The organism is Amycolatopsis sp. NPDC114503 (genome assembly GCF_055633655.1).
In genome coordinates this window covers 251,141-276,483 of record NZ_JBVKDT010000010.1, presented here as the reverse complement: position 1 = coordinate 276,483, position 25,343 = coordinate 251,141, and the positions used below count along the sequence as shown (strand labels likewise).

The 25,343-nt window shown below is 68.6% G+C and carries 25 protein-coding genes and 1 pseudogene; 13 read left to right on the top strand and 13 right to left on the bottom strand.

Translation table 11 applies throughout. The features are described from left to right. Nucleotides 1-138: 138 nt before the first annotated feature. Nucleotides 139-1,050: a hypothetical protein gene (locus ACZ7OI_RS36275; RefSeq protein WP_470268596.1), complete on the bottom strand. Its 912-nt coding sequence runs from the start codon at nt 1,048-1,050 to the stop codon at nt 139-141. Further along, on the bottom strand, nt 1,047-1,385 hold the full coding sequence (locus ACZ7OI_RS36270; RefSeq protein ID WP_470268595.1) for a PadR family transcriptional regulator: 339 nt from the start codon (nt 1,383-1,385) through the stop codon (nt 1,047-1,049). Before ACZ7OI_RS36270 ends, ACZ7OI_RS36275 begins: the two co-directional genes overlap by 4 nt. Before the next feature lie 106 nt (nt 1,386-1,491). Between ACZ7OI_RS36270 and ACZ7OI_RS36265 the strand changes: the two genes are divergently transcribed. From ACZ7OI_RS36265 to ACZ7OI_RS36220, 10 genes and pseudogenes are all read left to right on the top strand, one after another. Next, nucleotides 1,492-2,424, top strand: coding sequence for an alpha/beta hydrolase (locus ACZ7OI_RS36265; RefSeq protein WP_470268594.1), 933 nt, complete (start codon nt 1,492-1,494; stop codon nt 2,422-2,424). Nucleotides 2,425-2,457: 33 nt separating this feature from the next. Beyond that, the gene (locus tag ACZ7OI_RS36260; protein WP_470268593.1) at nt 2,458-2,910 is read left to right on the top strand and encodes a GbsR/MarR family transcriptional regulator; all 453 of its coding nucleotides are present in this window, start codon (nt 2,458-2,460) and stop codon (nt 2,908-2,910) included. A 9-nt stretch (nt 2,911-2,919) separates the two neighbouring features. Next, nucleotides 2,920-3,732, top strand: coding sequence for a class I SAM-dependent methyltransferase (locus ACZ7OI_RS36255; protein WP_470268592.1), 813 nt, complete (start codon nt 2,920-2,922; stop codon nt 3,730-3,732). Nucleotides 3,733-3,784: 52 nt separating this feature from the next. Beyond that, nucleotides 3,785-4,501, top strand: a complete 717-nt coding sequence (locus tag ACZ7OI_RS36250) for a TetR/AcrR family transcriptional regulator (protein ID WP_470268591.1) — start codon at nt 3,785-3,787, stop codon at nt 4,499-4,501. Between the two features lie 513 nt (nt 4,502-5,014). Beyond that, nucleotides 5,015-6,571, top strand: coding sequence for a carboxylesterase/lipase family protein (locus ACZ7OI_RS36245; RefSeq protein ID WP_470268590.1), 1,557 nt, complete (start codon nt 5,015-5,017; stop codon nt 6,569-6,571). Then, on the top strand, nt 6,568-7,470 hold the full coding sequence (locus tag ACZ7OI_RS36240; protein WP_470268589.1) for an NADP-dependent oxidoreductase: 903 nt from the start codon (nt 6,568-6,570) through the stop codon (nt 7,468-7,470). The genes ACZ7OI_RS36245 and ACZ7OI_RS36240 overlap by 4 nt, the downstream gene beginning before the upstream one ends. A gap of 30 nt (nt 7,471-7,500) precedes the next feature. Beyond that, the gene (locus ACZ7OI_RS36235; RefSeq protein ID WP_470268588.1) at nt 7,501-9,027 is read left to right on the top strand and encodes an MFS transporter; all 1,527 of its coding nucleotides are present in this window, start codon (nt 7,501-7,503) and stop codon (nt 9,025-9,027) included. Further along, nucleotides 8,942-9,990 (top strand): annotated as a pseudogene (locus ACZ7OI_RS36230) (CocE/NonD family hydrolase C-terminal non-catalytic domain-containing protein). The gene ACZ7OI_RS36235 and the pseudogene ACZ7OI_RS36230 overlap by 86 nt, the downstream one beginning before the upstream one ends. A gap of 177 nt (nt 9,991-10,167) precedes the next feature. Continuing rightward, nucleotides 10,168-10,515: a hypothetical protein gene (locus ACZ7OI_RS36225; protein WP_470268587.1), complete on the top strand. Its 348-nt coding sequence runs from the start codon at nt 10,168-10,170 to the stop codon at nt 10,513-10,515. Nucleotides 10,516-10,546: 31 nt separating this feature from the next. Then, nucleotides 10,547-11,002, top strand: coding sequence for a hypothetical protein (locus ACZ7OI_RS36220; protein WP_470268586.1), 456 nt, complete (start codon nt 10,547-10,549; stop codon nt 11,000-11,002). Here the strand turns inward: ACZ7OI_RS36220 and ACZ7OI_RS36215 are convergent. After that, nucleotides 10,984-11,466 carry a VOC family protein gene (locus ACZ7OI_RS36215; protein ID WP_470268585.1) on the bottom strand — a complete coding sequence of 161 codons (483 nt, stop codon included), beginning with the start codon at nt 11,464-11,466 and terminating at the stop codon, nt 10,984-10,986. The genes ACZ7OI_RS36220 and ACZ7OI_RS36215 overlap by 19 nt on opposite strands. After that, nucleotides 11,463-12,317, bottom strand: a complete 855-nt coding sequence (locus tag ACZ7OI_RS36210) for an NAD(P)-dependent oxidoreductase (RefSeq protein ID WP_470268584.1) — start codon at nt 12,315-12,317, stop codon at nt 11,463-11,465. Before ACZ7OI_RS36210 ends, ACZ7OI_RS36215 begins: the two co-directional genes overlap by 4 nt. Nucleotides 12,318-12,396: 79 nt before the next feature. Between ACZ7OI_RS36210 and ACZ7OI_RS36205 the strand changes: the two genes are divergently transcribed. Beyond that, nucleotides 12,397-12,855, top strand: coding sequence for a MarR family winged helix-turn-helix transcriptional regulator (locus tag ACZ7OI_RS36205; protein WP_470268583.1), 459 nt, complete (start codon nt 12,397-12,399; stop codon nt 12,853-12,855). A gap of 3 nt (nt 12,856-12,858) precedes the next feature. Here the strand turns inward: ACZ7OI_RS36205 and ACZ7OI_RS36200 are convergent, their stop codons facing one another. Further along, a complete protein-coding gene (locus ACZ7OI_RS36200; protein ID WP_470268582.1) occupies nt 12,859-14,037 on the bottom strand; it encodes a hypothetical protein in 1,179 nt (392 codons plus the stop codon). A 344-nt stretch (nt 14,038-14,381) separates the two neighbouring features. On the opposite strand from ACZ7OI_RS36200, the gene ACZ7OI_RS36195 reads away from it, so the two are divergent. Next, a complete protein-coding gene (locus ACZ7OI_RS36195) occupies nt 14,382-14,822 on the top strand; it encodes a hypothetical protein (RefSeq protein ID WP_470268581.1) in 441 nt (146 codons plus the stop codon). Nucleotides 14,823-14,896: 74 nt separating this feature from the next. Here the strand turns inward: ACZ7OI_RS36195 and ACZ7OI_RS36190 are convergent, their stop codons facing one another. The 8 genes from ACZ7OI_RS36190 to ACZ7OI_RS36155 form a co-directional block, all read right to left on the bottom strand. Then, nucleotides 14,897-15,412 (bottom strand): SRPBCC family protein, encoded by a 516-nt coding sequence (locus tag ACZ7OI_RS36190; protein WP_470268580.1) that lies wholly within the window; start codon nt 15,410-15,412, stop codon nt 14,897-14,899. A gap of 41 nt (nt 15,413-15,453) precedes the next feature. Further along, entirely contained in the window at nt 15,454-16,374 is a 921-nt protein-coding gene (locus tag ACZ7OI_RS36185) for a VOC family protein (protein ID WP_470268579.1), read from the bottom strand. A gap of 1 nt (nt 16,375) precedes the next feature. Then, nucleotides 16,376-17,227, bottom strand: coding sequence for a fumarylacetoacetate hydrolase family protein (locus ACZ7OI_RS36180; RefSeq protein WP_470268578.1), 852 nt, complete (start codon nt 17,225-17,227; stop codon nt 16,376-16,378). 10 nt (nt 17,228-17,237) lie between these two features. Further along, complete coding sequence (locus tag ACZ7OI_RS36175; protein ID WP_470268577.1) at nt 17,238-18,806, bottom strand: linalool dehydratase/isomerase domain-containing protein; 1,569 nt, start codon at nt 18,804-18,806, stop codon at nt 17,238-17,240. Then, nucleotides 18,806-19,354, bottom strand: a complete 549-nt coding sequence (locus ACZ7OI_RS36170) for an SCO family protein (protein ID WP_470268576.1) — start codon at nt 19,352-19,354, stop codon at nt 18,806-18,808. Before ACZ7OI_RS36170 ends, ACZ7OI_RS36175 begins: the two co-directional genes overlap by 1 nt. A gap of 55 nt (nt 19,355-19,409) precedes the next feature. Continuing rightward, nucleotides 19,410-20,360, bottom strand: a complete 951-nt coding sequence (locus tag ACZ7OI_RS36165; protein WP_470268575.1) for a LysR substrate-binding domain-containing protein — start codon at nt 20,358-20,360, stop codon at nt 19,410-19,412. A 42-nt stretch (nt 20,361-20,402) separates the two neighbouring features. After that, nucleotides 20,403-20,879, bottom strand: coding sequence for a DUF6130 family protein (locus ACZ7OI_RS36160; RefSeq protein ID WP_470268574.1), 477 nt, complete (start codon nt 20,877-20,879; stop codon nt 20,403-20,405). 115 nt (nt 20,880-20,994) lie between these two features. Next, complete coding sequence (locus tag ACZ7OI_RS36155; protein WP_470268573.1) at nt 20,995-22,515, bottom strand: tannase/feruloyl esterase family alpha/beta hydrolase; 1,521 nt, start codon at nt 22,513-22,515, stop codon at nt 20,995-20,997. Between the two features lie 113 nt (nt 22,516-22,628). Between ACZ7OI_RS36155 and ACZ7OI_RS36150 the strand changes: the two genes are divergently transcribed. Beyond that, a complete protein-coding gene (locus ACZ7OI_RS36150; RefSeq protein ID WP_470268572.1) occupies nt 22,629-25,331 on the top strand; it encodes an ATP-binding protein in 2,703 nt (900 codons plus the stop codon). Nucleotides 25,332-25,343: the final 12 nt, after the last annotated feature.

Below are 25,343 nucleotides of genomic sequence, written 5' to 3'. Positions count from 1 at the left end.
CAGTCTCTTGTTCGCGGACGAGGGATTCCGAGGTGTCCGCCGATGAGGAATTGATGGTGACAAAGGGTGCGGGTGTCTCATTCGAGGAATCCGTAGCGTTCCGGACAGGCGAGACCGCCGCGCCAAGCGAAGGTCTGCTCAGTTTCGGTTCGTGCGCGGATGCCGGTCAAAACGATGGAGCAGAACGGCGCATCCCAACGTGGTGGCTATCGGTACGGCGTAAATGACGACCGGCAGAACCGTGTAGACGTCCAGGAGTCCGAGTACGCGCGCGACGACCGGTGCTGCGATGAGCGGCGCGAGCAGTATCAGCGCTGCACGACGGCCGCTTCGCGTGCTAATGCGGCAAGCAGCGAAGACGCCGACCACGAGCACCGCCAGTTGCACCAGTTGAGCCAGGGGAAGGTGCATGCCCCGAGCTGTCGTCGTGAGAGCGAGCAGTAGCGCGACGGTGCTGACGAGAATGGCGAGCCGCCTTCGGCCCAGCAGAGCCAAACCGTGGCGTGGGCCGGGAGACGCGGTCATCGCGACTGCCGCGAAAGCGCTGAGCAGCACCCAGCCCGCGGTCACGTCCACCGCCCAATGCCGGGCGGGGTCGAGGATTGCGACCGCGAGCAAAGCGGCGGTGGCCAACCAGGCGAGGGCCACCGACGCGCGGCGCAGGCCGCACACGCCGAGCACCGCGGCGGCCAGCCAAACCGTCCACACTGGAACGTCGGCGAGCGCTCCGAACCACATCCTCGCCGGCCAACCGTCCAGCCGGGCCACGCTCCGGATCTCGCGCACCGTCGAGGCGGCTCCGGTCCAGAGGAGCAGCGGTGCGAACAGGCTGACGATCGCCAGGGCATCCCGGCCGTTGCCGCTCAGGGCGTGCCGCCAGTGCACCTGGACGGCACCTCGCACGAGGTCCAGAGTCTCCGTTACTCCTGGCGTGCTTCGGTTTCCGGCACCGTCGAGCAGTACTCCCAACATTTCTTCGCCGTGCACGGCCCGGTGCGCTCGCGGGTACAAGGCCAACAGTCGCCGGTAGCGCCGCTCAAGGTCGTTCATGCCAGCCCTCCCGCGCTGCGGAACTGAAGCCGCTGTTCGGCGGCGGTGGTGTGGCGTTGCCGCCGCCGGACTTCGGCGGCCAGCCGCGCGGCTCCCGGTTCGGTCAGCCGGTAGTAGCGGCGCAGCCTGCTGTCCACGACTTCCTCGCGATCCACTTCCACCCAGCCTTCCGCGCTGAGCCGGTCCAGCGCGGCGTACAGCGTGCCGGCCCGCAGCGTGACCTGGCCGCCGGAGATCGTCTCGACGTCGCGCAGCACGCCGTAGCCGTGCTGCGGCTGAGCGGCGAGCGCGGTGAGGACCAGGAAGGTCGGCTCGCGCAGAGCACCGTCATTCATGAGGGAAGCATATACCGATGATCAGTATATGGCGACTGGATTGACTGATTGACTTTGCTAGTTGTTTCAGTCCAGACTGAAATAACTAGCAAGAAGAGGAGCGACCGTGAACTCTGAACAGGTGAGGTTCAACAGCCTCGGCACCCGGTGCGCCGGAGATCTGTACCTGCCGGACGTCGAGGGCCCGGTGCCCGGTTTGGTGCTGGGGCACAGCGGGGTGATGGTCAAGGAGGCGCTGGCCGTGTTCGCGCCGTACTTCGTGCGCGCCGGGTTCGCCGTGCTGGCGATCGACTACCGCACGGTCGGCGGCAGCGAGGGGGAGCCGCGGGGTCAGGACTATCCGGAACGGCAGGCGGAGGATTTTCGCAGCGCCATCTCCTACCTACAGCAACGGCCGGAGGTTGATATGGCACGGATCGGGCTGTGGGGTGTCAGTATCGGCGGGTCAGTCGCGGTGCAGGCCGCGGTGCTCGACCGGCGCGCGAAATGTGTCGTCGTGCAGAGCCCCAGCGTGTGGAACGGGTGGCGGTACCTGGAACGGCTGGCCGGCTGGGCCGGGGTGTGCGCGGTGCGCGATCAGCTCGACGAGGACTGGCAGCGGCGGTACGAGGGCGAGGCCAGCGCGCGGGTCCCGCACCTGAGGCTGGGGGACAGCGTCCGGGACACGCCGGATGTCGCCGCGGAGATGTTTCCTGCCTACCGCAACGAAAAAACGCTCGACTCGACCGAACATCTGCTCACCTTCGCGCCGGAGGAACTCATCCACCGGCTGGCCCCGACCCCGTTGTTGATGATCGCCAACGGGGGCTGGGATCCCTACCACGTGCTCGAAGAGGCGCAGAGCGCGTTCGCCAAGGCGGGCGAACCGAAACGGCTTGAAGTGCTGCCCTACGACGTGCTCGGCCTCTATACGGGACCCGGGCTCGACGAGGCGATGGCGCTGGCCGTGGACTGGTTCGACCAGCACCTGCGCAAGGCTCCGCAGGCCGGCGTCACCCCGGTGCCTTCCCGCGCGACGGGGGCCGTCATGACAGAGTGACGGATCTGAAGAGCCGGCCGAGGAGGGCGTGCGATGTCCAATCAGGACAAGCAGGGCGAGGTGCTGCAGTGGGTCGAGCGGGTGGCGACGTTCTGCGTCGAAGAATGGGCGCTCCCGCCGATCACCGGGCGCATCCTCGGCCTGCTGATGATCTGTGACCCGCCGGAGCAGTCCGCGGGCCAGATCGCCGACACGATCCAGGCCAGCCGGGCCTCGCTGACGTCGAACATGCGCTTCCTGGCCACCATCGGGCTCATCCGCAAGGTCCGCGTCCCCGGCGACCGCACCACTTATTACCGCATCGAGGACGACGCCTGGCACAAGGTTGTCCAGCGCAAGCTCGACAGCCTCGGCGCCTTCGGCGACATCGCCGACGAGGGCATGAAACTCGCCGGGGGCGGACCGAACACCGAACGCATCCGCGCCGCGCAACGGTCCCTGACCTGGCTGCGCGACCTCGCGGCGCGCCATCCCCTGAATACGTAAGGACTTCTCGTGCCACGCCTGCGTCTCGACCTGGACCCGCTCCGGGAAACCCTGCTGCTCACTCTTCACGCCAGGGCCCTGGATTCCCAGTCGCCGCACCCGATTCTCGGCGACGCTCATGCGGCCCGCGTCGCCGAACAGATCGACTACGACTTCGCCCGCCTCAAGGTCAAACCGAGTCTGGTCTGCGGTACCGCCTTGCGCGCCAAGAAACTCGACGAAGCGGTCCGGGCGTTCGTCGCCGCCCATCCCGACGCGGTCGTGCTGGACCTCGGATGCGGCCTCGATTCGCGGGCCCTTCGCTGTGACCCGCCCAACGGCGTCGACTGGTATGACATCGACTTCCCGGATGTCGTTGCCCTGCGATCCCAATTCCTCCCGGAAATATCTCAGTGCGTGGGTGCTGACCTGACCACGTCCGGCTGGCTGGACCCGCTGCCGCGCCACCGGCCGGCGATGATCGTCGCCGAGGGTGTGCTGCCGTTCCTGCCCGGTGCCGCCTTCCAGCGGATGACTCAGCAGTTGACCGCGCATTTCGACACCGGGGAGCTGGCGCTCAACGGCTATACCCGGTTCGCCGCCTGGTCGATGAAGTACCACCCGACGATCAAGGCCATCGGGATCACCGCCGCGCAGGGTTTCGACGACGCGCACGAACCGGAGCGCTGGCAGGCCGGTCTGACTCTGGTCGACGAGCAACTGCTGACCCGTGCTCCGGAGGTCGACTATTTCCCCCAGCCGCTGCGCGCGGTGACCCGGTTGATGGGTTGCAGTGCCGCGTTGTCCAGGCAGGGCACCCGCGTGCTTCGATACCGCTTCTAGCTCCGGGACGAACAGTGTTCGGCGGACGAACACTCCGAGATAGAGTGCGGTGGTGGATCCGAAAGAACGACGCGCGGCGCGGCACCAGTCCCCGAACTCCGGAGCCAGCCCCAAACCCCGGCGGCGCACGGTGCCGATCACCGTCGAGCAGGTGGTCGACACCGCGCTGGAGATCATCTCGGCCGAGGGGTTCGAGGCGCTGTCCATGCGCCGCGTGGCCGACGCGCTGAACACGGGCCCCGCTTCGCTTTACGCGCACGTCGTCAACAAAACTGATCTCGACGAACTGCTGATCGCGCGGCTGAGCGCGAAAATCGTCCTGCCGAAGCCGGATGCCGCGAACTGGCGGGAACAGATCCGCGACGTGTGCGCCCAGCTGCGCGACCTGTACCTGGCCTACCCCGGAATCTCCAGCGCGGCTTTCGCGGTGGCCCCCACGGATCTCGACACCGCGCGGCTCGCCGAGGGGATGTTGGCGATCCTGCTGAACGGCGGGGTCGCGGCGCAGGCTGCCGCTTGGGGGGTTGACGCGCTGCTGCTCTACGTGGCCGCTTACTGCCTGGAGACGTCGATCGTGCGTCGGCGGGTGGAGGAGAAGGACGCCGTGTGGGTCGTCGGGCGGGAGGAGATGCAGCGCCGGTTGGCTTCGTTGCCCGCGGAGGAATTTCCTTACACCGCAAGTCATGCTGTCGAGCTGACTGCCGGGGAGGGGCATGACCGGTTCGACTTCGCGGTGTCGTTGCTGATCGACGGGTTGGCTGGTCGGTAGGGGGCGGCTGCTGTTGTTGGCCGTGAACTGGCCGTGGTGACGGGCGTGGTCGGCTCGGCTGGCTTTCGTCGGGGCGGTCGACGGTTTGGCGCGTTGGCGGTCGGTCGCTGCGGTGGCCCGCAGGCTCGCCGGTGGTGAGAGGCGTCGTCGGTTCGGCTTCGCCCATCCAGATTCTCGGCGGTTTGGCGCGCTGACCAGTAACAGGTCATTGCCGTCGCTTGCGAATCCGCCGGTGGCGAGGGCCATAGCCCGTCCCCTCGTTCCGGATGCTCGACGCCTTCGCGAGCCAGTCGGTGATCAGCCGCAGTCGGTCCAGGCTAGGTCTCGCAGGAGGCATGGCATCGGCCGCGGGTGACGCCTCCGGCTCGGCTCGCCCACTGGAAAACGGCTGAATAAGCCCAGGTCAAGCCCATCGCGGCCAGACTCCCGCCCACTCGAAATCACGTCATCCCCATCCGGGTGCAGGCTGAGCGCGCGTTGACAGGAACACTGTTCGTTGATAGAACAGTGTTCGTGGACAACCTGACAGCTCAGCCCCAGGCCGGATCAGCGGGCACCTCAGCGACCCGGCCGGTGGCGACGACCTCCCACGGCCCGGTCTGCGGCACGACCGAAGGCAACCTCGCCGTCTTCCGGGGCATCCCCTTCGCCGCGCCTCCCGTGGGCGACCTGCGTTTCGCGGCACCCCGGCCGCCCGCAACCTGGGCGAATGTCCTCGACGCCGAGGTCTTCGGTCCGATTCCGGCTCAGGCGGAGGTCCCTTCGTCGGCCGTGGCACCGCCGCCGGAGCTGCTCGACGACGGGCGCGGCTGCCTCACCGCAAATGTCTGGACCACTGATCTGTTCGGCAACCGTCCGGTGATGGTGTCGGTTTACGGCGGCGGCTATCTCGCCGGAAGCTCGGCCGACTCGGTGTACGACGGGGCGGTCCTCGCCGAAGAGGGCGGCGTCGTGGTGGTGACGTTCAACTATCGCGTCGGTGTCGAGGGCTTCGGACAGATCGCCGGGGCGTCGCCGAACCGCGGGCTGCTGGATCAGGTCGCGGCGCTCGAATGGGTCCGGGACAACGCGGCCGCGTTCGGCGGCGACCCGGGGCGGGTCACGGTTTTCGGGCAATCCGCAGGGGCGGGCGGGGTCGCCGCGTTGCTCGCGATGCCGCGGGCGGCGGGGCTGTTCCACCGGGCGATCGCGCAGAGTGTGCCTGGGACCTTTGTCTCGCCGGAATTGGCGTCGGACGTCATGGCCACCATCGCGGCGGGAGTCGGAGCCGAGCCGACCGTCGAAGGGCTCCGTGATATCTCACCGGCCGTACTTGCCACGGCAGTGGATGCGCTTGATATGCGCGAGCACGTCGATCGCTGGGGTGTCTTCGCGTACGGGGTGTCGCCGTTCTCGCCGGTCGTCGATGGCGACGTTCTTCCTGCCACGCCTTGGGAAGCGCTGCGAGAAGGGGCTTCCCGCGACGTCGAGTTGATCGTCGGCCACACCCGTGACGAATTCCGGAAGATGCTCGCCGGGCGCGGAATGCTCGGGCGCGTCACGGAGGAAATGACGGCGGACGCGCTCACCGCATTGGCGCCGGACGGCTACCGTGCGGCTTTCCCGGAAGCGACCTCCGAACAGCTCTACGAAATGCTTCATTCCGACTGGCTGTTCCGCATGCCCTCAGCACACCTCGCCCGGGACCACGCCGGCCGCTCGTTCCTGTATGAGTTCGTCGTCGAAGCGCCCGGCTTCGGCGGAGCGCTGGGAGCTTGCCACGGTGCCGACGTCGCTCTGACGTTCGGCAACTTGACCGGGCCGTTGGTCGAGAAACTGCTTGGGCCGCAACCGAATGCCGAACTCATCGCGCTCTCGGCGGCGATGCGATCGGCCTGGACCGGCTTCGCGCGCGGCGACGGTCCCGGGTGGGGCGAATTCGACGACGCGGGGACGACGTGGGTGATCGGCGCCGACCCGAGCGTGCGGTCTTATCCGGAAGAGCTGTCCGCGAACTTGTGGGCGGGCCACGATTTCCCGTGCCTGCCTCTTCGATCCTCGGCCTCGGGCCGAGAAGGGAGTACGTCATGAAATCGGTCCGGTTCAGCACCTTCGGCGGCCCGGAAGTCCTCGAGATCGCGGAGGTCCCGGATCCGCATCCCGGCCCCGGCGAGATCCGGATCTCCGTGCGCGCCGCGGGCATCAACGCGAGTGACTGGAAGAAGCGCCAGGGCCTGATGGACCAGGAACTCCCGCAGACCATGGGGTATGAAGCGGCAGGCATCGTCGACGAACTCGGCGAGGGCGTCACGGATGTCGCGATCGGCGACCGGGTCTTCGGATTCTCCGCTTCCGGTGGCGCGCAAGCGGAATTGACCGTGCTGGTCTGCTACGCGCCCATTCCGCCGTCGCTCAGTTTCGCCGAGGCGGCTGCGCTGCCGGCCGCAGCCGAGACAGCCGCGCGTGCGCTTGACCAGCTCGGCGTCGAGAGCGGCACCACGGTGCTCGTCAACGGGGCTTCCGGCAGCGTCGGCAGTGCCGCGGTTCAGCTCGCCGTGGCCCGTGGCGCCCGCGTGATCGGCACGGGAAGCCCTGCCACGCATGACTTTCTGCGCTCGCTCGGTGCCGAACCCGTCGCCTACGGCCCTGGTATGTCAGACCGGGTCCGCGCGCTCGCGCCGGACGGTGTCGACCTGGCGCTGGACGTCGCCGGAAGCGGGGTCCTGCCGGAGTTGATCCAGCTCGCGGGAGGTCCCGAACACGTCATCACCGTCGCCGATTTCGCCGGTGCTCAGCAGTACGGCGTGCGGTTCAGCCGCGGCGACGGCGGACACGCGCTCTATGTGATATCTCAGCTCGGCGAGTTGATCGAAGCCGGAAAGTTCACCCTGCCCGTCGGGCAGACGTTCCCGCTGACCGAGGTCGCGGAAGCGCACCGGGCCGGCGAATCGGGCCGCGTGCGCGGAAAGCTCGTGCTGCTGCCCGGCTGACGGGCCCCTTCACGCAATCGAGAGAACTTCATGAATTCTGACCTTTCGCCGGCCGGGACCACCCAGCCGGCTCCCCGGAGCGCGCCCGGAAACGCCGTGCGCCACAAGCATCGCTGGCTGGCGCTCGTCGTGCTGAGCCTCGCCCAGCTGATGGACATCCTCGACTCCACCATCGTCAACATCGCCCTTCCGAGCGCGCAGCACGACCTCGGATTCCCCGTCGACTACCGGCAATGGGTGCTGACCGGCTACGCGCTCGCGTTCGGCAGCCTTCTGCTCCTCGGCGGCAGGCTGTCTGACTACTTTGGACGGAAGCGGCTTCTCCTCGTCGGCATCGGCGGGTTTGCCGTCGCCTCCGCGGTCGGCGGCGCCGCCGGGAACTTCGCGACCCTGCTGGCCGCGCGAATCGGACAGGGCGCGTTCGCCGCGATGCTCGCGCCGGCCGCATTGTCCTTGCTGTCCATCACTTTCGCCGACGACGCGAAGGAACGCGGCCGCGCGTTCGGGATCTTCGGCGCGATCTCCGGCGCGGGCGGAGCGGTGGGATTGCTGCTCGGCGGCGTGCTCACGCAGGGCCTGTCGTGGCGGTGGTGCCTCTACGTCAACCTGGTCATCGCGGCGGTAGCGTTCGTCGGCGGGCTGGTTCTGCTCCACGACGGCGATCGGCCGCAGCGGGTCCGGCTCGACCTCGCGGGCACGGTCGCCGTGGTCCTCGGCCTGATCGGGCTCGTCTTCGGCCTCGGCACCGCGGAAAGGAACGGCTGGCACGACGTCCGGACGCTCGGGCCAGTGCTCGCGGGTGTCGCGCTCATCGCCGCCTTCGCCGTCATCGAACGCCGCACCGCACATCCGCTGCTGCCGCTGCGGGTGATCCTGGACCGGGTCCGGGGAGCGGCGTATCTGACCCTGGCGATCAGCGGGACCGGGATGTTCGCGGTGTTCCTGTTCCTCACGTTCTACCTCGCGAACACGCTGGGGTTCAGCCCGGTGCAGACCGGCGTGGCGTTCCTCCCGATGATCGGCCTGGTCATGGCGGGGGCGGTGTTCTCCGGGACGGTGCTCCTGCCGCGCTGGGGGCCGCGGCCGATCGTCACCGGGGGAGGCCTCCTCGCCGCGGTCGGCATGGTCGTCCTCACCGGAATCGGCGCCGATTCGAGCTACGCCGCGAACATCCTGCCCGCGCTGCTCGTCACCGGCGCGGGGTTCGGGTTCATCTTCGGCTCGGTGCAGAACGCCGCGACCAGCGGTGTTGAGTCCGGCGACGCCGGGGTGGCGTCCGCGCTGGTGACGACAGCCCAGCAGATCGGCGGCTCGATCGGCACCGCGGTGTTCAGCTCGCTCACGACGTCCGCGGTCGCCGGATACCTGGCCGCGCACCCGGCGACCGCGACACTCCCGGAGACCGTCGCCGCCGCGACCTTCGCCGGGTACCACCTGGTGTTCTGGATCGCGGCAGCGGTTTTCCTCGGCAGTGCGGTACTGGCCGCATTGCTGTTCCGGAGCGGACCCTTGCCATTGCCAGCCGCGTCGACTGAGCACGACACAGTGGCTGCCTGAGATACGAACGCTAGCCTGGTCGTATGGCAGACACCCGTCCTGGAGGCCGAACCGCTCGTACGCGTGCGGCGGTGCACAACGCCGTACGCGAGTTGTTCGCCGAGGGACGCGACCAGCCGTCGGTGCGGGAAGTGTCCGAACGGTCGGGTGTGCACGAGGTGACCATCTACCGGCGGTGGGGACGGATCGAGACCATTTCCTCAAGGGCGAGGACAATGGCTGGGACGTTCAGCCTCCGGTTCAACTGCAGGTACGCACGCCGGACAGCTTTTTCCCGCGCCACGAACGGGAATGGCCGCTCGCGCGCACGGAATGGACCGTGCTGCATCTTGATCTCGGCACTCGCGCGCTGACCGAACACGCTCCGGCCGGCTGGCAGCAAGCGGAGTTCGTCGCGCGGTCGGAAGGGCTGCTGTTCACCCTGCCGCCCGCCCCGCGCGGGGTGGAATACACCGGCCCGGCGGCGCTGAAACTGTTCGTCTCGTCGACGACTGAGGACGCCGATCTTTTCGTCACAGTGCACCGCTTCGATCCCGAAGGCGTCGAAGTGCTTTTCCCGACCGCTTTCGAGCCGCACGGTCCGGTCGGCCAGGGCTGGCTGCGCCTGTCGCACGTGAACTCGACCCGGAACTGTCGCGGCCGTACCGTCCTTGGCAGCGGCACACCGCGGTGTCACCGCTGGCGCCTGGAGAGGTGTACGAGGCGGACGTGGAGATCTGGCCGTTCTCGATTGTGGTCCCGGCTGGTTACGCGCTCGGAGTGTCCGTGCGCGGCCAGGATTACGAGCACCATGTGCCCGGACCGCACGAGCTGACTTACGGCCGCGAAGTCCGCGGGAGCGGGGCGTACTGGCACGAGCTTCCCGGAGACCGCGACCGGGCGGAATACAACGGCCGGACTACCTTGCACAGCAGTGAAAACCAGCGACCGCAGTCGCTGCTGCCCCGGATCCCGGAAGTCTGACCGCGCACTTCGCGAACCGGCGTCACCCGCCGAACCCGCGGCAGGAGAACCGCCGGTTTCGCGAAAGCGCCAGACGCCGCCCTCGAACCGCGCTGGGCGGCGTCTGGTCGCGGAGATGTCTGGACAGAGCGAAGCGCGCAGCTCTATCGTGAGGAGTTCGAAACCTGGGGAGGGGTTATGATTCGCCGGACAATTGTTTTGCTTGGCGTGCTGGGACTGGCCGGGATCGGCGCGATGGCGCCTGCTTCGGCCGCGTCGCCGAGGACTTCGCAGCTGACCCTCGATCCGAACTCGGGTGCGCCCGGCGATCCGGTGACGATGAGCTGGCAATGCAGCAAGGACGACGGCCCGGTGCGCCAGCTGTGGTCGAACGTGCTCACCGGCTTCCCCACGAACCCGCCCACCTATGTCGGCACCGCGCAGGCGACTGTGCGGCCGGACGTTACTCCGGCGGGGAACGGGAATTACTGGGTGGCGCTGGACTGTCAGCATTCGTATTCGATCCTGCCGTTCACCGTCCGCTGAGCCAGCGCGCTCGCGGCCTGGAATCGGCCGCATGACTGGCCTCCTTGCCTTCCTGCGCGAGCTGGAGGCGACCACCACGTGGACGGTGGTCGCCGACGACGCTTCGGTGAGATGGCAACTCCGCGGGTTGACGTGGCAGGCGACGGTGTTCGTCGACCCGCAGCGCTGGCTCGGGGTGGAGTTCGAGGCACGGGATCCGGCGAGCGGCAAGCGGGTCACCTACGACATCGACACCGATCTGTACGACATCTCGCAGGAGAAACACCGCGAATTCGCGGAGGAAATCGAACGCGACATCATCGAATTTCTCGGCAACCTGAGAAAGGGGGCGATGCTGCGCGGAACTGACGGAACGAAGTTGGTGCTTGTTTTTCCTCTCGACGGGTCCTGGGTCCGTGTGGTTCGGGAGCGTTTCCTGACGAGTGGGTCAACGCACGCCGATCCCGCTGCGGCCCGCGCCGGTGGAGACTACGTCGTGGTGCGGTGACCGGCCGGGCGGTCACGTGCCAGCGGCGCGATCCAGGGAGATTCGAGGTCCGAGCGGTCGGCGTCCCAGTCGTGGGTTTCCTTGCTGTAGAGCCGGATCGACGCGCCGTCCGGATCGTGCACCACGACCAGCCAGCCGAGCAATCCGCGCAGCACCCCGGAGTTCGGCACGTTCGCCGCGTCGAATCGGCCGACCCACTCCTGCACGGCGGACCGGTCGGCTACCGCGAAGGTCACCGGGTCGAAGCCGGACATGGCGGAGGCCGTTCCGGGCGCGAGTCTGAGTTCGACCGGCTCTGATATCCCAGGGATGACGATGATGTATCCGAACAGCGTCCCGTCCGGCGTGCGATGGTCCCACTGCGGCTGCCGTGCCGCACCGAACGCGCGTTCCCGCCAGGCCAGGCTGCGGTACAGGTCGCTCACCGGGAACTTCAGGTGGTGCACTCCGGCGAGGCTGGTCATGCCGCCTGCTTTCCGAGGACGACGCGGATCGCGGCCAGGTCGTGGTCGCCGAGGCCGTTGTCCGCGGCATCGGTGTAGAGCTGCGCGAGCCGGTCCAGCAACAGATCCGGCACCCTGGCCGATGTCGCGGCGGCGCGGATGTGGGCGAGGTCCTTGACCGCGGCGCGGACCGGGCTCAGCACCTCGTCGGTTTCGCCGGACAGCTGGGCCGCGCGATAGTGCAGGTACGGGCTGTCGGCCTTCGAGCCGGCGACGGCGTCGAGGAAGAGGCGGAAATCCAACCCGAACGATTCGGTCAGCACGGCGGTCTGCGCGGCCATCGCATTCAGGCCGAAAAGCCAGGCGTTGCAAGCCAATTTCAGCAAACTCGCATCGCCCGGCCGGTCCGCGACATCGACCACAGTGGACGCGAGCGCCTCGATGACCGGGCTCGCCAGCTGCTTGGGTTCGACGGCTCCCGCGACCATGATCGTGAGCCCGCCAAGCTTGGGGTTGCCGAGGAAGGGCGCGTCGAGCAACGTCACGCCGAGTCGTTGCGCGGTCTGGACAATCCCGTCGATGTCCGGGCCGACGGTCGCGCTCTGCAATACGACCGCTTCGGAGTCGAGGGCTGGTGCGATCTCGTTCAGTACCTCCAGCACCGCAGCGGCGTCGAACACCGTGACGAGGACGACCTCAGCTGTGCGCACCGCCTCCGCGGCGGTAGGGAAGACTGCCACGCCGTGCGCTGTCAACGGCTGGGCTCGGGATTCGGTCCGGTTCCACGCGCGGACCGCGAAGCCGTGCTCCCGGAGCCGCCGCGCGATCGCGGAGCCCGCGTCGCCGGTGCCGAGTATCGCTGCTGTTCGCATGATGCTCCTCCTGATGTGTCAACTTGACGTATCAAGTCAGATGTCCGACACTACCGCAAGAGACGACGTAAGGAAGACCATGAGCCGTGACCCGGAGCCGCTCGCCCCGCGAGAGACGGTGGTGTGGCGTTCGTTCGTGCACTTCAGCGGCACTGTGGTCGCGGCCGTCGAACGGGATCTGTTCGCCGCGACCGGGCTGTCCGGCGCGGATTTCCAGATCCTGGCGCGCTTGCACGAGGCCGAGGACAGGCAGTTGAGCCAGAAGCTGCTCGGCGAACTGATGGGCTGGACCGCGACCCGGCTCTCGCATCAGCTCGCCCGCATGGAGCGGCGCGGCCTGGTCGACCGCGCGGCTGCGGGGCGCGGGCGGTTGATGCGGATTTCGCTGGCTGAAGCGGGTTTGCGCACGTATGAGTCCGCGCTGCCCGCTCATGCCCGTGCGGTTCGAGAGCATTTCCTTGGCGATGCGGCGCTGGCGGAGTTGGAGGAGGGGCTGCGCTTGCTCGGTGCCGGAAGGCCGGGCAGCAGTTCCGGTTGAGCGCTACTGGTATCTCACCGGGTTGCCGTTGAGATTTCCGCCGCCGCACGGCCACGGGCCGTCGTCCAGGGGGCCGAGGCCGGTGTCGCGGAAGAACAGCAGTTCGCTGCCCAGGCTGAAGACGACCAGCCCGTCCGCGAGCAGCAGGATCCGGCCCATCACCCTGCGGTCGTCTTCGCTGAGGAAGAGCTTGCGCAGGTGAAAATCCGCATCGACGGCGAGGAGGCGGCCTTCTCGCCAGAACACGGCCGTGCCATTGCGGTCCAGCGCCGGATACGTGGTGAAGTGGCCGCGCACCACCGGTCCGTCGAGCAGGGCACCGTTTTCGGCCAGGCCGCGGAATCGCGAGCGTGGCCCGCCGATGTTGTGGGATTCGGGACCGCGAATGCCGCCGTGCCGGTCGATCAGCAGCCAACCGTGGCTGGGCCAGCTTCGGGTGGCCATTCCGGTGCGGTCGTACCGGGTGGTGCGGAAGAAGCTGTAGCCCAGCTCGCCGATCAGGAATTCGCCGGGCGCGGCGATGGCGCACTGACTCCGCGGGCCTGGCCGGGTCTGAGATATCACGCTGCCGTGTGCGGTGTCGAGAAAGAGCGTCACGCCGATCCCGCTGCCGTCGTCGGCGAAACCGGCCGCGATGCGGTCGGCGGAGACGAGCAGCGGTTGCCAGTGCGCCGCGGTGAGCGTTCGGGGCTCTCGTGGCGGCCCCGGGCGTTCGGCTGAGTCGGTGTCCTCCGGTTTCAGCGAGTGGAGCGGGACGGAAGTGGACCAGACTGTCCGGCCGCACTCGTCGTGGCGGGCCACCCGGGGTGTGCGACCAGGCGGCACGATGTGGAATCTGTCGGCGGGAAGCCACGATACGCAGAAGCCGTCCGCCAGAAGGACGAACGCGCCGAGATGCTCGTGCGGTTCGTGTTCGAGCACGACTGAGCGGAGGACCGAGCCAGTGAGGTCGAGTTCGGTCAGGACGTAGCAGCCTGCGTCTCGTTGGGCGATCCACACCGTCCGGCTGACGCTGATCAGCGGCGGATACGGGTGGCCGTCGGCCCGGTAGCTCCAGCGCACTCCACCCGAGGAATCGAGTGCGGTAAGCACGGTGCGGGACAGATTGTCGCCGTCGTAGGTGGTCGCGACCAGCGGGCCGTCCGGGCCGGGTGCCGCCACGCCCCAGATTTGGCCGGGCATTGCGACAGTCTGCGGGCTGAGATACATGCGGCGACCCCCCGTCGAGCGGTCCCCGGCAATGGGCGACCTGCCTTCGACGATAGCGGCGATCGAAGAACAGTTCTCGCGCGACGGGTCGGATTCCCGCTATCATTTCCGGGCTAACGTCGACCTGTCGGGGGTCTGGCCCAGAAGGAGGTCGCATTCCCCGCTCTCGGTCAATCCGGTGTGAAGGCGACGAAATGCAGTGCGGCCGAAAGAATGAGCAGCTGTGCTCCGAACGGCCGGGCAAGCGCGCGGCGGACGAGGCGGGTTCATCCCTTTTTCCTGTGTTGTGCCGACCATGGATTGGGTGATCAGCTGTGATGAGAAAAGCTATTGTCGCGGTGATGTGCGTTCTCGCCTTGTTGGGGATGAGCGTTCCCGCGAGCGCGGATCCGGCGCCGTCGAGCACGGTGAGCATTACGCCGGCCACTGTCGCGCCAGGAGCGGCACTGACCTTCTCGGTGACTCTGTCGAACGCCGACGCTGATCCGCTGAAAGGCGGAAAGCTGGGCCTGGGCGTGACGAACGGCGCGATCAACCAGCTCCTGGACATCAGCACCTGCGCGCTGTGCTACCAGGCCGGAAACACCATTCGCTACGACGTGGGCGACGTCCCGATCAACGGCAGCAAAACCTTCACCTTCTCCATCGGGGTTTTCGCCAGCGCACAGCTCGGCCAGTATGTCATCGAGCACCAGTTCGTCGGAGACAATTACTCGTACGAGACATTGGAAGGCCCGACGGTCACCGTCTCGCGCTAGCTTGCAGCTGGCACTGCGTCGCCGGGTTGACCCAGGCGACGCAGTGCCGCGGAGCAGAGAGGCCAACCGCGGAATTACACCGCGGTGCCCTCGATGTGCGCCTTCAGCAGTTCCAGTCCGGGCTGGATGCGCGCCGGGTCCTCGACCGGGTGCGGTCCGGCAGGCTCGGTGGGCGGGATCAGCCGCTCGAACAGGCGGCAGAACAGGGTCGTGCCGTCGCCGAGGTCGAAGGTGGTGAAGGTGGCGATCGCGTGCATCGACGGCGCCAGGGTTCCGTCTTCGAGCACGTCGCGGCCGACGACCGTCCAGAGTTTGCCCGGGACCCGCGCGACGACGGTGTACAGCTTCGGCTTTTCGTTCAGGTCCGGCATGATATTTTCGAGCAGTACGTCGCCCAGTTCCGCGGGCGCGTCCGGCGTGCCGCGCCGCACTTCGGTCCCGGATGCCATCGGCAGCCACTTCGGCAGGTTCGACCAGGTGGTGACCCAGTCGTACACCTCCTGCGCCGGGCGCTTGACCACGATGCGGTTTTCGACGAAGCGGATGTTCAGGTTGTCCGGAATCTGGCGGACGTACAGGGATTCAGACATGATTTCTCTCCTTTTTCGGAATTACTGGGGATTACTGGGGATTACTTGGCGGAATGCTGGCCGGTCATGAGCGCGCCGAGGTCGTCCGGTTCGAGGAACGACGGCGGCGGGGGCGGCCCCCAGCTGAACAGGCCCTGGGCGCCTTCGAAAACCTCCGGCGTCCAGATCTCGTCCTCGGGGACGCAGTCCATGTCGGAGTAGTACTCGCTGAAATTCCCCGCCGGGTCTTTGAGATACCAGAAGAAGTTGGAGCCCGCGTGATGGCGGCCGAGGCCCCAGACGTGCCGGTCGGGATGGCCGTTCAGCATCGCCGCGGCGCCGCGGCCGACGTCGTCGATGTCGTCGACCTGCCAGGACGTGTGGTGCAGGAAGTTCACCGGCGCGGCGAGCGCCAGCACGTTGTGGTGATCGGCTGAGCAGCGCATGAACGCGCCCTTGTTCCCGATGTAGTCGCTGACCTTGAAACCGAGCGCCTCCGTGAAGAAGCGCATGGTGGTGTCGAGATCGGTGGTGCCCACCACGCAATGGCCGAGTTTCTTCGGCAGGACCGCGCCGGTGCGCACTACGCCGGGCGCGCGGCCGGACCGCTCGATGCGACCGGGTCCGTTGTACGGCGTGGCCAACACGGGCCGCTGCGTGATCCGCGGCGAAATCTCGACCCGGACGGTGAATCCGGCGACCGGCTCGATCGCCGCGACGGCGGTGCCGGTTTCGGTGCTGACGACGCCGAGCCGGTTGAGGCGCGCCGCGGTCCGCGCGATGTCGTCGGCGTCGTCGACTCCCACTCCGAGTTCGAGCAGTTGCCGGTAAGGCGCGTGCCGGACGCGCAGCTGCTCGCCGCCGTCGAGGGTGGTAAAGGACCCGCCGCCGGCGTGGGTGAGCCCGAAATCAGCGTAGTAGGCAATGGTTTCCTCGACGTTCGGGACACCCATCGTGACCCGGGTCAGCCGATGCATTCCCATGTCAGGCCTCCTGCGCGGCGACGAAGGTCTGCCGCATTTCGCCGAGGCCTTCGATCCGGCTGACCAGCTCTTCCCCGGCTCGCAGGAATCGCTGCGGCGTACGGCCGACGCCCACGCCGGACGGCGTTCCGGTGAAGACGAGATCGCCCGGATACAAGGTGATGATCTGAGACAGAGCGGAAATCAGCTTCGCGACAGGGAAGATCAGCTCGCGAGTGCGGCCGTCCTGCACGGTCTCGCCGTCGACCGCGCACGACAGGGCCAGGTCGTCTCGATCCGCCAGCTCGTCCGGCGTGACCAGCCACGGCCCGACCGGCGCGAAGCCCGGAAAAGACTTCCCCAGCCCGAATTGCGGGGCCGGGCCTGCCAGTTGCGAGACGCGCTCGGAAAGGTCCTGCCCGATCGTCACCCCGGCGATGTGGTCCCACGCCTCGGATTCCTCGACCCTGGCGGCGGTCCGGCCGACGACCGCGACCAGTTCCACCTCCCAGTCCACGGTGCCGCCGGGCGGCAGCACGACCTCGGCGTCGGGACCGGTCAGCGCGGAAACGAATTTGGCGAACACCGGAGGAAGACCGTCCGGCGCGGCGAAACCGGACTCCGCGGCGTGAGCGTCGTAGTTGAGCCCGATCGCCACGATCTGCTGCGGGGCGGGGGAGGGCGGACCCAGCTGGGCGCGGGTGAAGGTGACGTCGGGTTCAGCGGTGAGGTTTTTCGCCCACGCCTGGAATTCGGGCCAGTTCCGGTAGACGGAACCGAAGCCGAAGAGACCGCCCGAAGCCGTGGCGACGTCAATTCCCTTGTCCTCGGCGGTCAGCAGGACGGCCCGGCCGTCCACATTGGCCAGTTTCACGGTTTTCTCCTCAGAAGCAGAGCGTCAGATTGGTCCGCACCCGCAGCGGGAGGCTGACGACGAGGTCGTTCCCCTCTCGCCGGGCGTGCAGGTCCGGGATTTCCGTCCCGGAGGAATCGGCGGCGAACACGTCGTCGCGGAAGAGTTTCCAGTGCGCCTCGGCGTTGCCGATCCTCAGCGTCACGTCGGTGTGTTTTCCGGCGACCGGGCGCAAAGTCAGTGCCAGCAACGACTTCTCCCGGTCGTACCAGGCGCGGAGAACCTCGGCCGTGCCGTCGATCCCGGTCACCCGCGGCTCGCGGAAGTGCTCCGCGGTCCACGGATGGTGATACATCTTCCACAGCCCGTCCGGGACGTTCAGCCGGGCGTAGCCCAGCATTGCGTTCCCGGTCAGCCGGTCCATGAAGATCAGGTTGCCGTTCTCGTCGAACGAGCGGTCCTGGCGCGGGTAGAACAGGCCGCCGTTCTCCCAGGTCGGATTCAGGTAGGCGTCGGCGTAGCCGAGCAGCCCGCGCAGGTTTTCCTCGTCGCCGACCTCGGCCATGCAGCCGGCGACGTAGCCGAAAGCCGGAGCGCGCCAGGTGAAGTCCAGGTCGCGGGTGAACTCCGGTTCGCGGCCGGCGAGGCGGGCTTTGCGGGCCTCCAGCGCCGCGGTCGGCTCGGCGAGGGTGACCAGGCCGTCCGGGGTGCGCCGGATCTCGTCGCGGATCTGGTCCGGGTAGAGCCGGTGCACCAGGTCGCGGCTCCAGGCGTTCAGGTTCAGCGCCGTCCAGGCGTTTCCACCGCCTTCCAGCGGCATTTCCGGACGATTCTGCTCGACCAGCCAGAGTCGCCAGTACTCGCCGTATTCGTTGAGGATTCCCCGCTTGTCCCACGCCGCCTGGTAAGCCTGGGTGACCTCTTCGGCGACCGCAGTGCCCTTGCGCAGGTCGAGGAACCGGAACCCGAGGATCGGGAACTGGTTGCAGACGAGGAAAAGGCAGTTGGGTTCGCAGACGATGCCGTACCAGCCTTGTTCGGCCATCTGCCAGTACAGGTTGTCGGCGAGCGAGCTGAGCGAGTACTCGTAGATTTCCGTGCCGAGTCCCTGGAACAACGGGTCCCAGCGGAAGGAAAGCGCGCCCTCGCGGTCGTACTGGTCGCTGGCGAACAGCATGCTGTGCATGCCGAGGATCGCGAAGAACCGGCCGCTGTACATGATGTTTTCTTTGAAGACCGGATCGCGCCAGCCCTCGCGCAATTCGGTGATGTCCGGATTGTTGCGGACGCTTCCCCGGCTGGCCTCGCGCCAGTATGCCCACACTTCCGGAAGCTGCATTTTCCGGATGATCTCTTCGAAGACCGGACGGAACGTTCCGGGGGCGGCGGGAAGATGGTGGAAATGCGCGAAACCCAGGGTATAGGCCATCTGGGTGAGCTGATAGCGGTAGGCGTCGGTCCATTCCTGGCCCCACAGCATGCTGCCCATGTTCGCCCACTCGTTGTCCTGCTGGGCGAGAAGATTGCGCACGTGCTGGACGTGTCCCGCTTGAAAGTCGTCGAGCGCGGGGTACCCCGAGATGTCCGGTGCGGAGGACATCACCGCGCTGCCAGGAAAGCCGTGACAGCGGCGGCGATTTCCGTGCTGTCCACTGTATCCGCGAAGTGCGCGAGGTAGTTGCCTTCCGGTCCCATGAGGAAGGTGAACGCGCTGTGCGGCATCCGGTAGCCGTCCGGTTCGTCGACTCGGCGGGCGTGCACGTGATACGCCTTCTTCACCGACTCGATTTCCTCGGCGGGCCCGGTCAGCCCGGTGATCCGCGGGTGCCGAGCGGCCAGGAAAGCGTGCAGGACTTCCGGGGTGTCGCGTTCCGGATCGACCGTCACGTAAAGGGCCCGCACGCGATTCGCGAGTTTGCCGAGTTCTTCGAGCGCCTGGTCGATCCGGGCCAGCGCGGGCGGGCACACGGTCTGGCAATGCATGAAGCCGAAAAAGACGAGCAGGCAGGCGCCGAAATAGGAACGTTCGGTGACCGCGGCGCCGGAATCGTCGATCAGCCGGAAGCTTCCGCCGACTTTCGGAACCGGGCGCACAATGGTCGCCGAACCGGAACCGGGAGGGGTGCAGCAGGAGGAATTCATTTCCATGGCTCCGACGCTAGGAGCCGTGGCCATGCCCGTCCAATGCCGCGTTGGCGCTCGGCTATGTCTGGTGGGTATAGCTCGTGATCGTCGCCCGGATCTCGGCCGCCACCTCGTCCAGCTTTCGCGTCATCAGCAGCATGGTCGGGGTGAGCTGCCTGCCCGCGGGCAGCGTGACGCCGACCGATTCCACGATGCCGAGGTCGATCGGCAGCGGGGCCAGGTCCGGTTCGGTTTCGGCGACCAGCTGCGGCATCACGACCAGGGTGTCGGTCTCCAGCGCGATGGCGCGCACGGCCAGGAACGAACCGCATTCGATGCGGTTGGCCGGGGTCGAGAGGCCGCGGCTCAGAAGGTGCTCTTCCAGCTGCCGCCGCTGCGGGTTGTCGGCGGGCGGCATCGACCAGAGTTCGCCGATCAGGTCGGCGATCGTGAGCCCGGGCCGCTGGTGCGCGGGATGCTGGGTGCGCGCCACCACGCGGGCGGGTTCGTAGTAGAGGTGGTGCTGGCGCAGCCGGTCGTTGTTCGCCGGTTCGAGCGTGCCGACGACGAGGTCGATGTCGCCCGCGAGCAGCGCCTCGTACAGCGCTTCCGGGCCGCCGTGCCGGATGATGACGGTCAGGTCGGGCGCGACGGCTTTCACCCGCGCGACCGCTCGCGGCAGCAGCACGCTCGCCCCGGCGAGGAAACTGCCGATCGTGACAGTGCCGGCGTGGCCGTCGACCAATTCCTCGAGATGCCGCCCGGCCTGGCGGAGTTCGGCGAGCACGGCCTTGGCGTGGTCGACGAACACCTCCCCGAACAGCGTCGGCGTCATCCCGCGCGGGCCGCGCTCGAACAACGCGACCCCGAGGATCGCCTCGAGTTCGCGCAGCCCGCGCGTCAGCACCGGCTGGGTGACGTGCAGCCGCTCGCCCGCGGCGACCAGCGATCCGTGCTCGGCGATGGCCACGACGTAGCGCAGATGCCGCAGCTTGAGCCTGCCGTCGACGAGATCGGCGCGGTCGGTCATCGGGAACCCTCGGATCGCATGCCCCCGATTGTGCCGGTCCGCTCAGTGGTGACCGCCCGCCGGCACGACGAAGCTGACGGTTTTGCTGTCCACGACGTGGTGCGTCGGGTCGGCCAGCCCGATCCACACCTTGTGCGGGCCGGGCGGCAGCGCCTGGATGATCAGCGGTTCGCCGCTGCCGTCGGCCCAGTGCCACGGCGCGTCGTCGACCGTGACGTGGATGTGGCCGATGCGCGGGGAAACGTCGAGCGCGGCCGGGCCGTAGACCGGGACGATGCGCAGGTTCTCCGCCCGGTAGCGCAGGACGACCAGGCCCTTCGCGAGCTGTTCCGGCAGCGGGGCGTCGACGACGAGTGCGGGCGGCGGCTGGCTCGGCAGCGGGACGACGGGTGCGGGTGGCCACCCTGAGGCCGGGGCAGGAGGAGCGGCCGCCGGGCTTGGGGGAGCGGCGGAGGCAGAGCACGCGGTCGCCAGCAGGACAACTGAACCGAGGACGGCAGTACGAAGAAAGTGAGGCATAGAAGGAAAACTAGGCTGCAGTTGATCATCTTCGCGTCCGTCAGCCGACTGCATTGCTGTACGTCGCAAAGGGAAGTGCCGTGCGTGCCGCTGGGGTCGGCACGCACGGCACAGGTCAGCGGCAGCGGTAGCTGGACGCGACCGCCGGGTCGCCGTAGCCCTTGTACCGCGAGATTCGCGGATACGCGCACAGGTCGCGGGTCTGCTTGCCGTCCGCGGTCGCGGCCGCGAGGGTGGCCGGAGCCTTGCCGTGCTCGACCCAGTCGACCAGCGCGCCGAGCGGGTTCGTGGGTGCCGCACCCGCCCCGCCGCCGCAGTGTTCGACGCCGGGGGCCAGGAACAGCCGGTAGAAGTCGTTCACCCGGTGGGAGCCGCCCATCGCCTGTTCGACCTCGGCGCGGTAGCGCAGCGTGCCGCCGGGCGGGATGAGCTGGTCGTCCGAGCCGACGAAGGTCAGCAGCTTGCCGCCGGTGCGGCGGAAGGCCGACAGGTCTGGGTCGGCGGTGCCGATGACGTCGTCGTACTCACGCACCGACTGGCGGAACACCTGGGCGAACTGGGCGTAGGTGAGCTTCGAGGTGTCGAAACCGGCCTGTTTGGCGACGAACGACTGCACCCACTTGACCGCCACCGGGAACCCGGGCGCGGACGGGGTGTCGTCGGTGCCGGCCAGCCAGGTGAAATCGGCGCCCTTCGGGAGGCCGTCCCACAGCTTCCGGCCGCGTTCGTCGGTCGGACCGGCCCAGATCTTGCGCACGACGTCGGCGTCCTTGGCCGTGACGGTGACTTCCTTGCCATCGCAGACGATCTTCGTGCCGATCAGGGCGCGCGGGTCGTAGCTGCATTCGTCCGGCCGGTCGACGATGCCGTTCTTGACGCCGTCGTTCGCGTCGCACGCCTTGACCGCGGCCTGCCGGAACGCGGTGAAGACGCAGGGGCTCGGGAAGTCGTGCTCCTGGTTCATCACGATCTGCGGCCAGAGCGTCGCGACCGCGAACTGCGTCCAGTGGACCGCGGGCGCGTTCGCCAGGATGCCGTCGAAGTCGCCGGGGTAGTTCTGCGCCTCGGAGTAGCCCTGACGGCCGCCGGTCGAGCAGCCGTTCCAGTACGAATAGGTCACTGGCCGGTGGTAGAACCGCTGCGTGACGTCCTTGCCGATCAGCGCGGCCTCGTGCACCGAGCGGGTCGCGAAGTTCGTCAGCAGCGGCTGGTTGACCTTGCCCGGTGCGGTCAGCGCCCACGAGGTGTCGAGCCCGGTCAGGACGCCGGCGTCGGTGGTCACGCCCGCGTAGCCGTCCTTGGCGGCCTGGGCCAGCGGTGCGCCGAAGTCGCCGGCGGCGTACGCGCTTCCGCCGACGGCCTGGAGCCGTCCGGTCCACCCGGTCTGCGGCAGCGCCACGGCGACCTTGACGTGGTCATTTGCCCCGGGGTGGGTGAGCGTGACGGTGATTTCGCAGTAGCCGGGCTTCGATTCGGCCTGAACCGATTCGATCTTCGCGCCGCTGGGCGCGGTGACTCCGGTGGTGGTGCAGGCGGTGGTCTCAGCCGCGGCGGCGCTGGGCGCGAGCTGGGTGACGGTGGTCACCAGCAGCGCCGCGAGCGGCAACGCCGAGAGAAGGGTTCGGGTGCGTCTCATCGCTTTCCTTTGTGGAGGGTCGCTTTCGCCTGAAACTAAGGCGGTCACAGCACCCTTCGCGCCCGTCGGACGACGCCGTCGCCGTACGTCGGCTCCCGGTATCGTCAGGGATCATGACGCTGCACGGACGGGACGCCGAGCTCAAGGAGCTGACCGAGCTGGTCGACGGCCCGGAAGGACGTGTCGGCGTCCTCATCCGCGGCGAGGCCGGGATCGGGAAGTCCGCGCTCGTCGCCGCGGCTGCCGCAGCTGCGTCGGTCGCCGGGATGCGGGTGCTGCGGACGACCGGTGCCGAGGCCGAGCAGGACTTCGCCTACGCCGGGTTGCACCAGTTGCTGCACCCCGTCCGCGCGGGCGTCGCCGGGTTGCCCGCGCCGCAACGGACTGCTTTGGAAACCGCGCTCGGCCTCGCGGACGGGCCGGAACCCAGCGCGTATCTGGTAGGCCTCGCCGCGTTGACGCTGCTGGCCGACACCGCCGCCGCGAAGCCGGTGCTGGTCGTCGTCGAGGACGCCCATTGGCTGGATCGCGCCAGCGCGGACGTCCTGGCTTTTGTCGCACGGCGGATCGAGACCGAGCCGGTCGCGCTGATCGCGACGCTCCGGGACGATTCCGGCCCGCTGCTCGACGCCGGTCTCTCGCCGATGCCGCTCGGCCGCCTCACCGACGACGCCGCCGCGGAACTGCTGGACTCGGTCGCGCCTCGGCTGGATCCGATGGTCCGGACGCGGCTGCTCGCCGAGTCCGCGGGACATCCGCTCGCGCTGACCGAGCTTCCCGCGGCGGTGGCCGACCTCGACGTGTTCGACCCGGTCCTGCCGCTGACCGAACGGCTCGAGCGGACATTCGCCTCCCGCGTTGCGACGCTGCCCGAACCCACCCGCGCCGCGCTGCTGGTCGCGGCGCTCAACGAGGCCGGTTCGATTGCCGAAACCCTTGCCGCGACGGGGATTCTGCTCGGCACACCGGTCGAACCCGAGGTGCTGGGCCCCGCTGTCGACGCCCGGCTGGTCGAGTTCGCGGTCGGCTGCGTGACCTTCCGGCACCCGTTGATGCGTTCGGCCATTCCCGCCGCCGCGACGCTCGGCGACCGGCGGCGGGCGCAGCTCGCGCTGGCCGAGACGGTGCGCGAACAGCCTGATCGGCGCGCGTGGCACCAGGCCCGGGCTGCCGCCGGACCTGACGAAACCGTGGCCGCGGCTTTGGAATCGGCGGCCGATCGGGCTCGCCGGAGGGGCGGGGCCGCCGCCGCGATCGCCGCGCTGGAGCAGGCGGCGCGGCTCAGCGAAGACTCGGACGCACGCGCGGATCGGTTGCTGCGGGCCGCTGAGCTGGCGGTCGAATCGGGTCGCCGCGAGACAGCCGAACGCTTGGTGCGCGACGGGTCGCTTTCCCCGCGCCGGAAGGCGACCGCGAGCCAGTTGCTCAGCGGTTTCGAGGACGGCGTCCGCGAGGATCCGGCCCGGATCGGGGAGTTGGCAGCCCTCGCCGAATCCGTTGCCGCGGACGGGCAGGAGGACGCGGCGATGCGGATCCTGTGGGGCGCCGCGATGCGGTGTTTCTGGGCCGAACCCGGCGAGACGGCCCGTCGGACGCTGCTGGACGTCTCCTCGGCGCTGCCGATCCCCGACGACGACCCGCGCCTGATCGCGGTCGCCGCGTACGTCGCGCCCTTTGAGCGCGGTACCGCGGTGCTGGAGCAGCTTCGGGTGCTCGCCGGAGCGGCCGGAGCTGATCCGGAAACCGACCGGTACCTGGGCAGTGCTTCCTTGCAGGTCGGCGCATTCGACCTGGCCGCCCGCTTTTCGGCGGCCGCGGTGCCGGGCTTGCGGGCGCAAGGCAAGCTCGGGGTGTTGCCGCGTGCGCTGGCCGTCCAGGCGTGGAGCCGGGTCCGGCTCGGCGACCTGGCCGGAGCTGCGCCTTCTGCCGCCGAAGCGGTCCGGCTCGCGCGGGAGACGGGCCAGCCGTTCATGGGCGGGCTGGCGCTGGCGGTCCAGGCCGAGATCGCGGCTTTGCGCGGCGACCACAAACAGGCCAGCGCGCTCGCCGACGAGGCCGAACGCGCGGGCCTCGCGGCGGGCGCGCGTCCGGTGCTGGCCACGGTCCAACTCGCGCGCGGGCTCGCGGGGTTGAGCGAAGGCCGGTACGAGGACGCGTTCGCCGACCTGCGCCGGTTGCTCGACCCCGCCGATCCGGCCTACCAGCTGGCCTTGCGCGCGTACTGCGTCGCGGAGCTGACCGAGGCTGCCGTCCGCGCCGGGCAGACCGAGACGATGCGGGAAATCCTGGCCGGGCTGGAGCCGCTGGCCGAGGTGACCGCGGCCCCGGCGCTGCACATCGGTCTGCGGTACGCGCGGGCTGTGCTCGCCCCGAAGAACACCGCGGAAGACCTGTTCACGGCGGCTTTGCGGGCTGACTTGAGCGGGTGGCCCGCCGAACGCGGGCGGGTCCACCTGGCGTTCGGCGAGTGGTTGCGGCGGCAGCGCCGGGTCGTCGAATCGCGGGCGCACCTGCGAACCGCGCGGGAGACTTTCGACGCGCTCGGCCTGACGGCGTGGGCCGAGCGGGCGCGGCGCGAGCTGCGCAGCGCGGGGGAGTCGAGCCCGAACCGGAGTCCGGACGCCCGGGACAAGCTGACTCCGCACGAGCTGAGCATCGCGCAGCTGGCCGCCGAGGGGCTGACGAACCGGGAGATCGGGCAGCGGCTCTATCTTTCGCACCGGACCGTCGGGACCCACCTGCACCGGATCTTCCCGAAGCTCGGCGTCAGCTCCCGTGCGGAGCTGGCCGACGCGGTGAAGGCGCTCGGCGACTGACTTACGCCGGTT

Coding starts and splice junctions, on each gene's coding strand:
- ACZ7OI_RS36275 (WP_470268596.1), bottom strand. CDS start 1,050: ATGAACGACCTTGAGCGGCGCTACCGGCGACTGTTGGCCTTGTACCCG.
- ACZ7OI_RS36270 (WP_470268595.1), bottom strand. CDS start 1,385: ATGAATGACGGTGCTCTGCGCGAGCCGACCTTCCTGGTCCTCACCGCG.
- ACZ7OI_RS36260 (WP_470268593.1), top strand. CDS start 2,458: ATGTCCAATCAGGACAAGCAGGGCGAGGTGCTGCAGTGGGTCGAGCGG.
- ACZ7OI_RS36240 (WP_470268589.1), top strand. CDS start 6,568: ATGAAATCGGTCCGGTTCAGCACCTTCGGCGGCCCGGAAGTCCTCGAG.
- ACZ7OI_RS36235 (WP_470268588.1), top strand. CDS start 7,501: ATGAATTCTGACCTTTCGCCGGCCGGGACCACCCAGCCGGCTCCCCGG.
- ACZ7OI_RS36225 (WP_470268587.1), top strand. CDS start 10,168: ATGATTCGCCGGACAATTGTTTTGCTTGGCGTGCTGGGACTGGCCGGG.
- ACZ7OI_RS36220 (WP_470268586.1), top strand. CDS start 10,547: ATGACTGGCCTCCTTGCCTTCCTGCGCGAGCTGGAGGCGACCACCACG.
- ACZ7OI_RS36215 (WP_470268585.1), bottom strand. CDS start 11,466: ATGACCAGCCTCGCCGGAGTGCACCACCTGAAGTTCCCGGTGAGCGAC.
- ACZ7OI_RS36210 (WP_470268584.1), bottom strand. CDS start 12,317: ATGCGAACAGCAGCGATACTCGGCACCGGCGACGCGGGCTCCGCGATC.
- ACZ7OI_RS36205 (WP_470268583.1), top strand. CDS start 12,397: ATGAGCCGTGACCCGGAGCCGCTCGCCCCGCGAGAGACGGTGGTGTGG.
- ACZ7OI_RS36200 (WP_470268582.1), bottom strand. CDS start 14,037: ATGCCCGGCCAAATCTGGGGCGTGGCGGCACCCGGCCCGGACGGCCCG.
- ACZ7OI_RS36195 (WP_470268581.1), top strand. CDS start 14,382: ATGAGAAAAGCTATTGTCGCGGTGATGTGCGTTCTCGCCTTGTTGGGG.
- ACZ7OI_RS36190 (WP_470268580.1), bottom strand. CDS start 15,412: ATGTCTGAATCCCTGTACGTCCGCCAGATTCCGGACAACCTGAACATC.
- ACZ7OI_RS36185 (WP_470268579.1), bottom strand. CDS start 16,374: ATGGGAATGCATCGGCTGACCCGGGTCACGATGGGTGTCCCGAACGTC.
- ACZ7OI_RS36175 (WP_470268577.1), bottom strand. CDS start 18,806: ATGTCCTCCGCACCGGACATCTCGGGGTACCCCGCGCTCGACGACTTT.
- ACZ7OI_RS36170 (WP_470268576.1), bottom strand. CDS start 19,354: ATGGAAATGAATTCCTCCTGCTGCACCCCTCCCGGTTCCGGTTCGGCG.
- ACZ7OI_RS36165 (WP_470268575.1), bottom strand. CDS start 20,360: ATGACCGACCGCGCCGATCTCGTCGACGGCAGGCTCAAGCTGCGGCAT.
- ACZ7OI_RS36160 (WP_470268574.1), bottom strand. CDS start 20,879: ATGCCTCACTTTCTTCGTACTGCCGTCCTCGGTTCAGTTGTCCTGCTG.
- ACZ7OI_RS36155 (WP_470268573.1), bottom strand. CDS start 22,515: ATGAGACGCACCCGAACCCTTCTCTCGGCGTTGCCGCTCGCGGCGCTG.
- ACZ7OI_RS36150 (WP_470268572.1), top strand. CDS start 22,629: ATGACGCTGCACGGACGGGACGCCGAGCTCAAGGAGCTGACCGAGCTG.